The sequence below is a fragment of the Bacillus sp. FSL E2-8900 genome, assembly GCF_037966225.1.
In the GTDB taxonomy this organism is placed as follows: Bacteria; Bacillota; Bacilli; order Bacillales; family Bacillaceae_G; genus Bacillus_A; species Bacillus_A cereus.
On record NZ_CP150193.1, the window covers coordinates 3,502,434 to 3,516,273 of the forward strand.

Sequence of the window (13,840 nt, forward strand, 5' to 3'; positions counted from 1 at the left end):
TCTTTTTATACTTCCATAATAATCGGTAAAATCATAGGTTTTCTCTTTGTCTCTTCGTACAAGAACTGTCCTAATAATTCACGAATATTTTGTTTTAACATTGACCATTCAATTGAATATTCTTTAATTGACTGCTCAACAATCATACGTACAATCTCTGTAGATCGTTCAATTAACGCTTCTGATTCACGAACATATACGAAACCACGTGAAATGATTTCTGGACCAGAGATAATTTTCTTTTCATCTTTACCAAGTGTTACAACAACTACTAGTATTCCATCTTGAGATAACATCTTTCTATCTCGAAGAACGATATTACCAACGTCACCTACACCTAATCCATCAATTAAAACATTACCAGCTTGTACTTTACCGACTAAGTTCGCTTCATCGTCACCAAAAGCAATTACATCGCCTTTTTCTACGATAAAGATATTTTCTCTTGTAATACCTACATCTTCAGCTAAATATGCATGTGCTTTTTGCATACGGAACTCACCATGTACGGGTACAAAGTACTTTGGTTTCATTAAATTTAACATTAATTTTAATTCTTCTTGGCTACCGTGACCTGACACGTGAACTTTTCGTTCGCCGTAATAAACAACTTCAGCTCCAGCTCTAAATAACAAATCAATAATTTTTGATACAGATATTTCATTACCCGGAATTGGTGAAGCAGCAATGATAACAGTATCACCTTTACGAATTGAAATTTGTTTATGTGCTTGTTTTGCCATTCTAGATAGAGCAGCCATCGGTTCACCTTGACTACCTGTCGTTAAAATAGCTACCTTTTTCTCTGGGAAGTTGTCTACTTCTTGTAATGAAATAACCATACCTTCTGGAACATCTAAATAACCAAGACGTCTTGCAATGTCTACTACTTTCACCATACTACGTCCTACTACCGCTACTTTTCGCCCTGTTTCAGCAGCTGCATCAAATACTTGTTGAATACGATGTACATTCGATGCAAATGAAGCAACGATAATACGACCTTCTGCACCGTAGAACACTTTAGAGATTTCTACACCAACTTCTTTTTCTGAACCTGTATAGCCTGGGCGCTCTGCGTTTGTACTATCAGATAATAAGCAAAGTACGCCTTCATTTCCGATTTGCGCCATTTTCCCAAGGTCTGCTCCACTATTTCCAATTGGAGTTTGATCGAATTTAAAGTCTCCCGTATATACGACTGCACCTTTTGATGTATGGAAACAAACGCCAACAGAATCCGGAATACTATGTGTCGTTCCGAAGAATGACACCGTTGTAGTGTTAAATTCTACTGTTGAATTTGAATCGATTGTTTTTAGGTCTACACGGCCTAACATGCCCGCTTCACCAAGTTTTTCTTGTATAAGTCCTACTGTTAATTTCGTTGCATAGACTGGAATAGATAATTTACGAAGTACATACACAATTCCACCAATATGATCTTCATGACCGTGAGTAATAAATAAACCTTTTACTCGCTCTTGATTTTCCACTAAATATGTAATATCAGGAATAACGATATCAATTCCAAACATTTCATCTCCCGGGAACATTAACCCTGCATCTACGATAAAGATTTCAGAATCAATTTCAACACAGTACATATTTTTCCCGATTTCACCTACTCCACCAAGAGCAAATACTTTAACAGACTCATTCTCTTTTCTCTTCATGTTGTTGCCTGGTTTAAAAATCTTGCAAACACTGATTTCACTAAAATTGCAGAGACACCAGGGGAAACTCTACAACCACCATATTTTCACCGTCCAAGACGAATGTCCTTACCGTTATGCGATATCATGTCCTTGTTTATTTTTTAAACCAGGTTTCACCTCTCTTTCATTATATAAATCAAATATCTTATTCGATATGATATGAAAATTTAATTAAATTATAATTTTTCCCAATTTTGCTAAGCATACCCGTACTAAGCTACTTAGCCATATTATACCTGATACAAGAAATAGAACACAAGTTAAATCGTGCGAAAGAAAGAGTAAAAGAACGGAATGACAACAAAAGTATCGAACGTATTTCCTTTATATTTACTCCGATTTTATACTCCATATTATTTTTAAGAACTAGCCATACATACGCTAAATTCATTTCATAATAGGAAGTTTCAAGATTTATTTTTCTAGAATCCAACAAAAACACTTACAAAATGGAGTTTTTTTATGAATTACGTCACATTTGAGGGGATTTCTCTAAAAACAGACACCGTAGTTTATTACGTTTATGCCATAATATCTATCATTTTTTGACTCAGTTAAAGGGGTACGATTATTTTCTTATACACATAATGAAGAAGCGATTAATATTCTTATAAGAACACATATAAGTGAGAAAAAGAGGAAAAGATTTGCATATAATAAAAAATGACCTAGTTCTACACTAGGTCATTTTTTATTAACGAGGGATAGATTGCATTACAGATTGTAACGTTACTCTTTCTTCTTCTGTTAATGGAAGAAGTGGTAAACGTACAGAACCTACATCTAATCCAACCATTTGTAACGCTGTTTTTACTGGAGTTGGACTTGGCGCCATAAATAATGAATCAGTTACTCTTACAAGTAATTGATGTAATTTTTGTGCCTTCTTAAATTCTCCTGCTTGAAATGCTGTAATCATTTCTTGCATTTCGTTTCCGATAACATGAGAGGCTACCGAAACGATACCTTTCGCTCCAACTGCCATAGCTGGTAACGTTAAACCGTCATCACCGCTGTATACCGCAAAGTCGTCCGCTGTTTTTTCAATGATTTCTGTCATTGTTAACACATCGCCGCCGGCATCTTTAATAGCAACAATGTTTTCTATTTCTGATAAACGAACAACTGTATCAACGGAGATTTGTACAATAGATCGTCCTGGAACGTTATATAGCATAACCGGAAGCGGCGTGCTTTCAGCAATTGCTTTAAAATGCTGATACATTCCTTCTTGACTCGGTTTGTTATAATACGGTGCTACTAGCATTACTGCATCCACACCAACTTCTGTTGCCTTTTTAGTTAAGTCAATAGAAGCATGCGTATTATTGCTACCTGTTCCAGCGATTACGGGCACTCTTTTATCGACAACAGATACGACATGGCGATATAACGCTACTTTCTCTTCTGAAGTTAATGTAGGAGATTCTCCTGTCGTTCCTCCTACCACGATTGCTGTTGTACCGTTATCAATTAAATAATTTACCAATTTCGTTGTCTTTGCAAAATCGATATTCCCGTTTATATCAAACGGTGTTACCATCGCGGTTGCAATTGTCCCAAAATCTATCATGGTCTCACTCCTTATTGTTCCAGTTGCTTTTCTTTTGAAAGCTCAAACGCACTATGTAATGCATTTACAGCCTCCACTAAATCAGTTTCTTTTACAAGAACCCAAATTGTTGTATGACTATCTGCCGATTGCAGGATTTGAATACCTTTTTCCGCTAAAGCTGTAACGATTTTCGCAGTAACCCCTGGGTATCCTGCCATTCCAGCCCCAACGATAGATACTTTCGCACAATGTTCTGTCACAATTGGCTCATATCCAAGGTTCTGTAATAATTTAACTGCATGACTTGATACATTATCACTCACCGTATATGCTACGCCAGTAGGTGAAATATTAATTAAATCAACACTTATTCCTTCGTTCGCCATCTCTTTAAACACATGTTGTTGCAAATCATATGCCGTTTCTTTTGCAAGCACTTTAATTTGCGTTACGTTTGATACGTGGGCAATGCCTGTAACAGGACGTTCTTCTACATCACGACCTCTTGTAGCACCGTCATATGCTGAAATAAGCGTACCTTCACTATCAGAATACGTAGAACGTACACGAAGTGGCACTTTTGCATGCATCGCAATTTCAACTGCACGTGGATGAACGACTTTCGCACCTTGATAAGCCATGTTACAAATTTCGTTATACGTTACAGTTTGAAGATGACGTGCATCTTTTACAATACGAGGATCCGCAGTCATAACACCTTCTACATCAGTGAATATATCGATGTATTCAGCATGAAGTGCAACACCTAATGCTGAAGCTGAAGTATCACTACCTCCGCGTCCAAGTGTTGTCGTATCACCTTTTTTCGTTTGTCCCTGGAATCCTGTAACGACGATTACATCTACATTTTCTAACTCTTCATGTATACGATCGCAATTCATTTCAATAATCTTTGCATTCGTAAAGTCATCATTCGTTACAAAACCAGCTTGTGCACCATTTAATGCTGCTGCTTTTATACCGTTCTCATTCAACATATTAGAGAAAACAATTGCAGAGATTAACTCTCCACACGATAATAATAAATCTTGCTCACGCTTAGAAATAGTAGATTCCTCTTGATTTACAAGACTTAATAACGTATCCGTTGCATATGGTTCACCTTTACGGCCCATAGCAGATACGACAGTAACTACTTTATAACCAGCAGCTAATGATTTTTTTATATGATGAAGCGCATGCTTACGTCCATTGTCATCACGTACTGATGTGCCACCAAATTTTTGAACAATTATTTTCATATTTTGCACCTTCTCTTAGCCGTTTACACTAATTGTAATTTTACTAAGCGCTCTGCAATTTGAACAGAATTCCATGCAGCGCCTTTTAATAAGTTATCAGATACGACCCAAAGATGGAATCCTTTATCGTTATTTAAATCTTTACGGATTCTTCCAACGAATACTTCGTTTTTACCTACTGCAGTAGCTGGCATTGGATATAACTGCTCTTCTGGATTATCTTGTAGAACAATACCTTCCGCATTTGCAAGTAAGCTCTTTAATTCTGCTACTGTTACGCCTTCTTTTTCTACTTCGATGTAAACAGACTCAGAGTGTCCTGATACAACTGGTAAACGTACACATGTTGCCGCTACTTCTAATTCAGGCATATGCATAATTTTTTTCGTTTCGTTAATCATTTTCATTTCTTCAAACGTAAATCCATTATCTTGGAATTTATCAATCTGTGGAATCGCATTAAAAGCAATTGGGAAATGCTTCTTATCACCTGATACAGGAAGAACATTTGCCTTAACTTCTTCGCCATTTAAGATTGCTTGTGATTGTTCATGCAGTTCTTCAATAGCTGCCGCACCAGCACCTGATACAGCTTGATATGTGGAAACGATTACTCGTTTTAAACCATATTGCTGACGAACTGGCTCAAGAGCTACTACCATTTGAATTGTAGAACAGTTTGGATTTGCAATAATACCATTATGTTCTTTTAAGTCGTTTTCATTTACTTCAGGTACAACAAGTGGCACGTTTTCTGTCATACGGAATGCACTTGTATTATCAACAACAATCGCACCGCGTTTTGCTGCTTCTGGCGCTAATTGTTTCGATACAGATCCACCAGCACTAAATAGTGCAATATCTACTCCTTCAAAGCTTTCAGGAGTTGCCTCTTGAACTGTAAATTCTTCGCCTTTAAATACAAGTTTCTTACCTGCAGATCGTTTAGATGAAAGTAACGTTAATTTCCCGATTGGAAATTCTCGTTTCTCTAAAGTATTTAACATTTGTTCACCAACTGCGCCGGTTGCTCCAACTACAGCGACATGAAAAGTTTTTTGCTTTTCCATCACTATGCCCCTTTCTAGATACCAATCCTTCTATAACTTAGAATCAGAAGGAGTATACAATACCCCTTCTAATCTTAATAACGTTAATTTTATCATATTCTACAGTAAGAATGATGGTTTCATCAAAAATTGTCCGTTTTTTTTCGTTTTTTAATTCATATATCTGAATTTTTCTACGACCACCGGTTGCAATTGCTTTCCTTGCAGCGCTTCTAATACTGTATCTTCCAGTAACTCCATACGAGCTACCATTGAGTTCGGTTTTTTCTCTGGCGCATCTTGACCGAATGGGACGAAGTAGATGTTTTTTGTTGCCATTAGGCGCATGAGATTTACCCCATTTAACCCTAAAGCATCATTCGTCGAAACTGCCAATACGACAGGCTTGCCATTTCTTAGCGTCGCTTTTGCTGCCATTAGTACTGGAGAGTCTGTCATTGCATTTGCAAATTTACTCATAGAATTTCCTGTTAAAGGAGCGATTACCATGCAGTCTAATGGAATTTTAGGTCCAAGTGGCTCTGCTCCAACAATTGAATTAATTGCTTTAAAACCTGTTATTTCTTCAATCTTCTTAATCCACTCTGCTCCTTCTCCAAATCTAGTATTTGTTGATTGAACAGTGTATGAAACAACAGGACGTACTTCTGCTCCTTCAGCAATTAATTTTTCTAAGTGCGGCATAACTTCCTCATACGTACAATGTGAACCTGTAAATCCGAAACCAATTCGTTTCCCCTTCAAACTCATTTCTTTTCCTCCTCCTTTGCGATTGCATCTGCTGCTAATAACTGAGAAAGAACATTTGCTAAGATTTGCCCAGCCGTTTTTGGGGCAACAATACCTGGTAATCCAGGTGCTAGCAATGCTTTGACTCCTCTTTTTTCTGCATATCTAAAGTCGGTACCGCCTGGTTTAGAAGCTAAATCAATCACTAACGTATGAGCTGGCATTTTTGCAATAACATTCGCTGTTACAACGAGGTGCGGAATCGTATTAATTACAATATCGATATTTCCTACTTCTTTCTCTATGTCTTGCATATGAAAAGGAGAAAACATCATTTCTGTAATACGTGCAATATGTTCAGATCGTCTTGCTCCAACTTTGACATGGGCTCCTAATGATTGAAATGCTCTCGCAACACTCATTCCTGTTCTACCAAATCCTAGAACCATTACATTGGACCCATGAATTGTATAGTCGGTATGTTGAATTACCATCATTAATGTACCTTCTACCGTTGGAATAGAATTGTATATTGCTACATCATCACGATCAAATAATTTAACAAGTTTTCGGTTCGTAGTAGATACGAGATTTTCCAAGTAAGGTGTACCAATACCTGAATATATAGTAAAGTGTTCTGGTGTATTTTCAATTTGTTCTTTCGTTATTGAAACTTTTTCATTTGAAAAAATAGTATCTACTTCTCCTTTGGCATTTGTACCGGCAACCGGCAAAATAATTGCGTCTACAGAAGTGAAATCTAAATTTTGTATACTTTCTTTTGCTGCCCCTGTGAAACCATGATCTAACTGATCAAAACCTATCAAAGAAAGTTTCGCATCCAATTCAACTAGCTTACGAATTACTTCTAGCTGCCTTGCATCTCCTCCTATGACAGCAATATGCATCTCAGTCAACATTCCCTAATTCACCTTCTTTTTCTGTCATTTATAAGAAAAGTGCCTACTTTTTCTTTTTCCTCCACATCATATGTAATGTACGAGTTTATGGTGATTGAAAATCCAAATGCACATATGATTTATCAGGTTTCTATGTAGATACAAAAAAAGATGACCAAAATGGCCATCCTTCACTCCGAATTTGAACGATCTATACTATCACAAAGAAGCATATCGTGTCCGACTTTCTTTATTTGACTCCATGCCACCCTTACTTCTTGTGGTTCCTTTTTAAAACCTCCCCACTTCCCTACAGGTATTATAAGTGTTTGTATTTGCCCGTCTTTCTCATTAATCTCTAAATCCATATAACCTAAGACTCCCATTCTTTCCGCTTTTTCTATATCTACAACCTCTTTACCACTTAATTCACTTAATCGCATACACACTCCACTCCCCTAATGAATTTTTCATTTGCATTGTCTATAATTAGTACCTATTCTATATGTATAAAAAAAATAACCTTCTCTCATTTAAAAAGAGAGAAGGTTATTTTTTTTACATCGTAAAAATTGATTATAGTTTTATTCCTTTTGGAAGTTTTCCGTCTGGACTAATAAGTGCTGCAGAGAACTCGTCAGTAAACATATTGCGAATTAATCCGTCCACATTTTCTTTTGTTACAGTGTTTACACTTTCAATAATCTCATCAAGTGAACGATGTTTACGAAGAAGCAATTCATTTTTACCGTTACGGCTCATACGGCTATTTGTACTTTCTAAACTTAACATTAAGTTTCCTTTTAATTGCTCTTTACTATTCATAAGCTCTTTTTCTGTAATACCTGTATTTTTCAATGTCTCTAATGTTTCTTGCATTGTTTCATACAATGTATCTAATTGTTGGCTACCTGTTCCACCGTAAAGTGTTAACATGCCTGTATCTTCATAAGAAGAGTGGTAAGAAAATACTGAGTAAGCTAATCCACGTTGCTCACGTACTTCTTGGAATAAACGGCTACTCATGCTACCGCCTAAAACATTATTTAATACAATTAAGTTATAAATATCTTCGTGTCCCATTTGTAAGCCTTTATATCCTAGACATAAATGAGCTTGTTCCGTTTCTTTTTTACGGGCTACCTTATTGAAATGGAAAATTGGGCTATGTACTTGTTCACGGTTTGTTGTTCCTTCATAACTACCGAAATATTGCTCCACTGTTTGTAAAAATGCTTCATCAATATTTCCTGCGATTGATACAACTACATTTTCAGGTGTATAATGATCTTTTATATATTGACGTAACGTATCACCTGTAAACGTATTAAGCGTTTCTTCTGTTCCTAAAATAGGATATCCAAGTGGATGCGTTTCATATGTTGCTTTCGTTAACATATCATGCACAATATCATCTGGAGCATCTTCGTACATTTTAATTTCTTCACATACGACATTCTTCTCTTTTTTCAGTTCTTCCTCATCAAATGTTGAATTAAAGAACATATCTGCTAAAACATCTAAAGCATATTTAGCATGCTCATCTAATACTTTTGCATAGTAACATGTATATTCTTTTGAAGTAAATGCATTCACTTGACCACCAATGCTATCAAATGATTCTGCAATCTCTCGTGCACTACGTGTTTCTGTCCCTTTAAAGAACATATGCTCTAAAAAGTGAGAAATCCCATTATTTTTTTCATTTTCATTTCTTGATCCCGCATGGATCCAAATACCAATTGCAACCGATCTTACAGTTGGTATATTCTCCATAACTATTCTTACACCATTTTTACAAGTATATTTTTTAATCAAAAACTTTCCTCCTACTGCCAGTTTCTCTAAATAAAACGCTATTATTTAATGATAACAAGTTTAAGGATGAATGTCATGCAAATGTATTTAATCCACACGTTTTTCATCCAGTAATTCAGTTATATTCCCCACTTTATATCCTTGTTCCTTCAATTTTGTAATCATTATATCTAAAGCCTCTGCTGTAGACGAAGTAGGATGCATTAATATGATAGCACCTGGATGTATTTTTCTCATTACTCTCTGCAATAGTACATCCGGCTCAGGTCGCTTCCAATCAATCGTATCTACAGTCCACATAATCGTTCCCATTTGAAAATCATCTGCAATCTTTACGACTTCATCTCGAAAACTTCCACTCGGCGGGGCAAACCATCTTACTTTTTGATTCGTTACTACTTCTATCATTCGATTTGTTTTTTGTAACTGCTCTCGTATTTCATCAGACGATAACGTTTTCATATTTGGATGTGTGTATGAGTGATTTCCAACTTCTTGTTTTGCATCGACAATCATTTTTGCAAATCGCAAATTTTCTTTCACCCAACGTCCTTCTAAAAAGAAAGTGGCCTTCACATCATGCTTTTTCAATATCTCTAATATGCGAGGCAAATACTCATTTCCCCATGCCACATTTATTGTTAATCCTACCATCTTTTTATTTGGATGCCCTCTATAAATTGGAGCTGGTGATAAATCTTCTAAATGAACACTCGGTGAGACTTCTTTGAATTCAAGATATTTTTGATCAAATTCCTTTAGCTTCTTCATATTATTATACGATGCTTCAATATCCACTTGTCTTCCATTATATCCAGGTGTTGCCTTCCATATTTTATCAATCATCGCATTTTGAGGTGCAATCTCATACTGTTTTGCATGCTTTTGAATTTCTTCATGCAAGTTATCTTGCGCAAAAACAGAATAAGAGCCTAAACTGACATATAAAGAAAATATACATATGTATGCCAATATACGAACTTTCATATAAACCCTCCCAAATTAACTATATAAAAACATTTTCTTCTTATCTTTGTTAATTTGAGCGTTATAATGAAAACTATACCTATACCGACATAAAAATATATTGAACATCATGTTTTTTACATAACAAAAAAAGCCAGTTAAACTGGCTTTTACTTATTGCTGCTCTTGTTTGTTTTCTTCTTTAGCAGCTTCTTTTTCTTGCTCTTCTTTTAGCAATACTTTTCTAGATAGATTTACGCGACCTTGCTTGTCAATCTCGATAACTTTAACCGTAATTACGTCACCGATTTTTACAACGTCTTCTACTTTACCTACACGCTCAAGTGCAAGTTCAGAAATGTGAACTAATCCATCTTTACCGCTGAATAATTCAACGAAAGCACCGAATTTCTCAACACGTTTCACTTTTCCTTCGTAGATTTCACCTACTTGTACTTCGCGAACGATATCTTCGATAATTTTCTTAGCTTTGTCGTTCATTTCTTGGTTTATTGAAGAAATGAATACTGTGCCATCTTGCTCGATGTCAATTTTAACGCCAGTTTCTTCAATAATTTTATTGATTTGTTTACCGCTCGGTCCGATAACGTCACGGATTTTATCTGGATTAATTGTCATTGTAATAATCTTTGGAGCGTACGCTGATAATTCAGTGCGTGGCTCTGGAATAACAGATAACATATGATTTAGAATGTGCACACGACCAACTTTCGCTTGTTGTAATGCCTCTTCTAAAATTTCACGAGATAGACCATCGATTTTAATGTCCATTTGTAGTGCAGTTACACCTTGTGCTGTACCTGCTACTTTAAAGTCCATATCACCTAAATGATCTTCCATACCTTGAATATCAGATAAAATTGTGTAATGCTCACCAGTTTTAACTAGACCCATTGCAATACCTGCAACTGGAGCTTTAAGTGGAACACCAGCATCCATCATTGCTAAAGTACTACCACAAATACTTGCTTGTGAAGTAGAACCATTTGATTCTAAAACTTCAGATACAAGACGTACTGTGTATGGGAAATCTTTTTCAGATGGAATTACAGGCTCAAGTGCGCGTTCTCCTAGTGCACCGTGACCGATTTCACGACGACCTGGTCCACGCATTGGTCTTGTTTCACCAACACTAAATGATGGGAAATTGTAATGGTGCATAAAGCGTTTTGATTCTTCTACGCCAAGACCATCTAAAATTTGCACATCGCCTAATGCACCTAATGTACAAATACTTAATGCTTGTGTTTGTCCACGAGTGAACAAACCAGAACCGTGTGTACGAGATAAAATACCAACCTCTGATGCTAATGGACGGATTTCGTCACCTTTACGGCCATCTGGACGGATTTTTTCAACTGTAATAAGACGACGTACTTCTTCTTTTACAATTTTATATAAAATCTCATTTACTTGTCCTAATGTATCAGCGTCAGCTTCCTGCGCTTCGTAATGCTCAATAACACGCTTTTTCACTTCGTTAATTGCATCTTCACGTGCATGTTTCTCATGTACTTGAATTGCTGAATGCATATCTTCTTCAGCCATTTCACGTACAGCTTGGTTAAGATCAGCGTCAACTTCATAAAGTTTCACTTCTGATTTCTCTTTACCTACAGCTTGTACAATCTCTTCTTGGAATGCAATTAGACGTTTAATTTCGTCATGACCAAACATAATTGCTTCTAACATTGTTTCTTCAGGTACTTGATCTGCTCCTGCTTCAACCATGTTAATCGCATCTTTCGTACCAGCTACAACTAAGTGGATATCACTTTGTTCTTGCTGTTCTACTGTTGGGTTAATAACGAATTCGCCATTAATACGGCCAACTGTCGCACCAGCGATTGGACCTTCAAATGGAATATCTGAAATCGATAACGCTAATGAAGAACCAAGCATAGCTGCCATTTCAGAAGAACAATCTTGATCAACACTCATTACAATGCTGACAACTTGTACTTCGTTACGGAAGCCATCTGCGAATAGCGGACGAATTGGACGGTCGATTAAACGACTTGCCAAAATTGCTTTTTCACTTGGACGACCTTCACGCTTAATAAAACCGCCAGGAATTTTTCCGACTGCATATAAACGCTCTTCATAGTTTACTGTAAGTGGGAAGAAATCTACATTTTTTGCTTCTTTTGATGCAGTTGCTGTAGATAGAACCGCTGTATCGCCATATCTTACTAATACTGCTCCGTTCGCTTGTTTTGCAAGCTGACCAGTTTCAACTGTTAGCTGGCGACCAGCTAAATCTATCGAGAAGACTTGCTTTTCTTGACTCATTTAAGTACCCCTCTCAATTTAAAGTATTCAATTCTTCTATGTAAATGGATAGTATATCACAATATTCTACCTCTAGTATTGCCTAAAATTAAGTAAGCTATAAAGCGTAGAAGATATATTTTTACCTAACAAAAAAGCGGGAATATTCCCGCTTCTTTGACTATCGACGTAAGCCAAGCTTTGTGATTAATTCACGGTAACGTGTGATATCGCTATTACGAAGGTAAGTTAGTAAGTTACGACGTTTACCAACCATCTTTAATAGACCACGACGTGAATGATGATCTTTCTTGTGAGTACGTAAGTGCTCGTTTAGAGTGTTAATTTGCTCCGTTAGGACAGCAATTTGAACCTCTGGAGAACCAGTATCAGTCTCATGAGTTCTAAATTGTGCAATGATTTCATTTTTACGTTCTTGTGTTAAAGCCATCCTATTTCACCTCCTATTAATTAAACCCCCAATTACCTAGCAAGCGTCGGTGAGTCGCAATGCCAAGCAATGGTTGTCATAAAGTACATAACATAGAATACTACTTTTCATTTGAAAAAGCAAGTATATTCTTTTCGCTCATAAAATATTCTTGTGCTGTTTTCTTATCTTTTGCGATTTGTTCAACTAACTCATCAATACCGTTGAATTTCTTTTCTGCTCTTATACGCATATGCCACTCTACTGTAACATTTTGATCGTATATATCTTTGTTAAATTCAAATAAGTGCACTTCAATTGATAATTGACGCTCATCTTCTTTAAAAGTCGGTTTATATCCAATATTACATACACCATCGTACCATTCATCGTGAACTTTTAATCTCACTGCATAAACACCTACAGGTGGCAATAAATACTCATCACTTAAACCTACATTAGCTGTTGGAAAACCAATTTGACGCCCACGTTTGTCGCCGTGTATAACTGTTCCCGCTACAGTATAGGCTCTACCTAAAATAGATGGAATTTGCTCCATTTCGCCATTTCGAATTAACTTTCGTAATGCTGTAGAACTTACTTTCTCTTCTTGAAATTCAACTTTTTCAATCACAGTCTGTGTAAACTCCCCTCTTGCATGAAATGGTAAAGTCTCCATCTTTCCTTTTCCTAAACGTCCATATGAATAATCAAACCCTGCTACTACATGCTTTACATTTAAACCAATAATATAATCATCTACAAATTGTTGCGGTAATAACCCTGCAAATGATTCATCAAATTTAATCACATATAATATATCGATTCCTAAGCTTTCGACTATTTTTTCTTTATCGCGCATTGGTGTAATATACTCCACATGCGCATCCTTTTTCCCTAAAACAACAGATGGATGAGGATGAAATGTCATAACTGCACTTTTATATCCTCGTTCGTCCGCTATTTTTTTCGCAGTTCGAATTACACATTGATGTCCTAAATGAATGCCATCAAAAAATCCTAATGCCATTACAGTAGGTGGTAATTCTAATTTATTTTGTTCATGTGGATGAGTTAAATGAATAAGTTTCACGCTTGAAT

Annotated in this window: 12 protein-coding genes; all 12 read right to left on the reverse strand. The window is 36.3% G+C overall.

Features of this window, described 5'->3' with window-relative positions; translation table 11 throughout:
* Window positions 1-5 precede the first annotated feature (5 nt).
* The gene (locus tag NST90_RS17795) at window positions 6-1,676 is read right to left on the reverse strand and encodes a ribonuclease J (RefSeq protein WP_000823096.1); all 1,671 of its coding nucleotides are present in this window, start codon (window positions 1,674-1,676) and stop codon (window positions 6-8) included.
* Window positions 1,677-2,412: 736 nt separating this feature from the next.
* The gene (gene dapA, locus NST90_RS17800; RefSeq protein WP_000564763.1) at window positions 2,413-3,291 is read right to left on the reverse strand and encodes a 4-hydroxy-tetrahydrodipicolinate synthase; all 879 of its coding nucleotides are present in this window, start codon (window positions 3,289-3,291) and stop codon (window positions 2,413-2,415) included.
* Window positions 3,292-3,302: 11 nt separating this feature from the next.
* The gene (dapG, locus tag NST90_RS17805; RefSeq protein WP_000692451.1) at window positions 3,303-4,535 is read right to left on the reverse strand and encodes an aspartate kinase; all 1,233 of its coding nucleotides are present in this window, start codon (window positions 4,533-4,535) and stop codon (window positions 3,303-3,305) included.
* 23 nt (window positions 4,536-4,558) lie between these two features.
* Window positions 4,559-5,605, reverse strand: a complete 1,047-nt coding sequence (gene asd / locus NST90_RS17810; RefSeq protein WP_000414846.1) for an aspartate-semialdehyde dehydrogenase — start codon at window positions 5,603-5,605, stop codon at window positions 4,559-4,561.
* 150 nt (window positions 5,606-5,755) lie between these two features.
* Window positions 5,756-6,355, reverse strand: a complete 600-nt coding sequence (gene dpaB, locus NST90_RS17815) for a dipicolinate synthase subunit B (protein ID WP_000053596.1) — start codon at window positions 6,353-6,355, stop codon at window positions 5,756-5,758.
* Window positions 6,352-7,254, reverse strand: a complete 903-nt coding sequence (gene dpaA, locus NST90_RS17820; RefSeq protein ID WP_000954735.1) for a dipicolinic acid synthetase subunit A — start codon at window positions 7,252-7,254, stop codon at window positions 6,352-6,354. The genes dpaB and dpaA overlap by 4 nt, the downstream gene beginning before the upstream one ends.
* Before the next feature lie 170 nt (window positions 7,255-7,424).
* The gene (locus NST90_RS17825; protein ID WP_046392967.1) at window positions 7,425-7,676 is read right to left on the reverse strand and encodes a YlmC/YmxH family sporulation protein; all 252 of its coding nucleotides are present in this window, start codon (window positions 7,674-7,676) and stop codon (window positions 7,425-7,427) included.
* Window positions 7,677-7,809: 133 nt separating this feature from the next.
* Window positions 7,810-9,051 (reverse strand): pitrilysin family protein, encoded by a 1,242-nt coding sequence (locus NST90_RS17830; protein WP_000592996.1) that lies wholly within the window; start codon window positions 9,049-9,051, stop codon window positions 7,810-7,812.
* Window positions 9,052-9,138: 87 nt separating this feature from the next.
* Window positions 9,139-10,038 (reverse strand): polysaccharide deacetylase family protein, encoded by a 900-nt coding sequence (locus tag NST90_RS17835; protein ID WP_000868224.1) that lies wholly within the window; start codon window positions 10,036-10,038, stop codon window positions 9,139-9,141.
* A 153-nt stretch (window positions 10,039-10,191) separates the two neighbouring features.
* Complete coding sequence (pnp, locus tag NST90_RS17840) at window positions 10,192-12,330, reverse strand: polyribonucleotide nucleotidyltransferase (RefSeq protein ID WP_000076737.1); 2,139 nt, start codon at window positions 12,328-12,330, stop codon at window positions 10,192-10,194.
* Between the two features lie 160 nt (window positions 12,331-12,490).
* Window positions 12,491-12,760: a 30S ribosomal protein S15 gene (gene rpsO, locus NST90_RS17845; RefSeq protein ID WP_001229392.1), complete on the reverse strand. Its 270-nt coding sequence runs from the start codon at window positions 12,758-12,760 to the stop codon at window positions 12,491-12,493.
* Window positions 12,761-12,860: 100 nt separating this feature from the next.
* Window positions 12,861-13,832, reverse strand: coding sequence for a bifunctional riboflavin kinase/FAD synthetase (gene ribF, locus NST90_RS17850; protein WP_000766706.1), 972 nt, complete (start codon window positions 13,830-13,832; stop codon window positions 12,861-12,863).
* Window positions 13,833-13,840 lie beyond the last annotated feature (8 nt).

Bases quoted from the DNA above. Each gene is read 5' to 3' on its own strand.
- NST90_RS17795 (WP_000823096.1), bottom strand. From the start codon at position 1,676: ATGAAGAGAAAAGAGAATGAGTCTGTTAAAGTATTTGCTCTTGGTGGA.
- dapA (WP_000564763.1), bottom strand. From the start codon at position 3,291: ATGATAGATTTTGGGACAATTGCAACCGCGATGGTAACACCGTTTGAT.
- dapG (WP_000692451.1), bottom strand. From the start codon at position 4,535: ATGAAAATAATTGTTCAAAAATTTGGTGGCACATCAGTACGTGATGAC.
- asd (WP_000414846.1), bottom strand. From the start codon at position 5,605: ATGGAAAAGCAAAAAACTTTTCATGTCGCTGTAGTTGGAGCAACCGGC.
- dpaB (WP_000053596.1), bottom strand. From the start codon at position 6,355: ATGAGTTTGAAGGGGAAACGAATTGGTTTCGGATTTACAGGTTCACAT.
- dpaA (WP_000954735.1), bottom strand. From the start codon at position 7,254: ATGTTGACTGAGATGCATATTGCTGTCATAGGAGGAGATGCAAGGCAG.
- NST90_RS17825 (WP_046392967.1), bottom strand. From the start codon at position 7,676: ATGCGATTAAGTGAATTAAGTGGTAAAGAGGTTGTAGATATAGAAAAA.
- NST90_RS17835 (WP_000868224.1), bottom strand. From the start codon at position 10,038: ATGAAAGTTCGTATATTGGCATACATATGTATATTTTCTTTATATGTC.
- pnp (WP_000076737.1), bottom strand. From the start codon at position 12,330: ATGAGTCAAGAAAAGCAAGTCTTCTCGATAGATTTAGCTGGTCGCCAG.
- rpsO (WP_001229392.1), bottom strand. From the start codon at position 12,760: ATGGCTTTAACACAAGAACGTAAAAATGAAATCATTGCACAATTTAGA.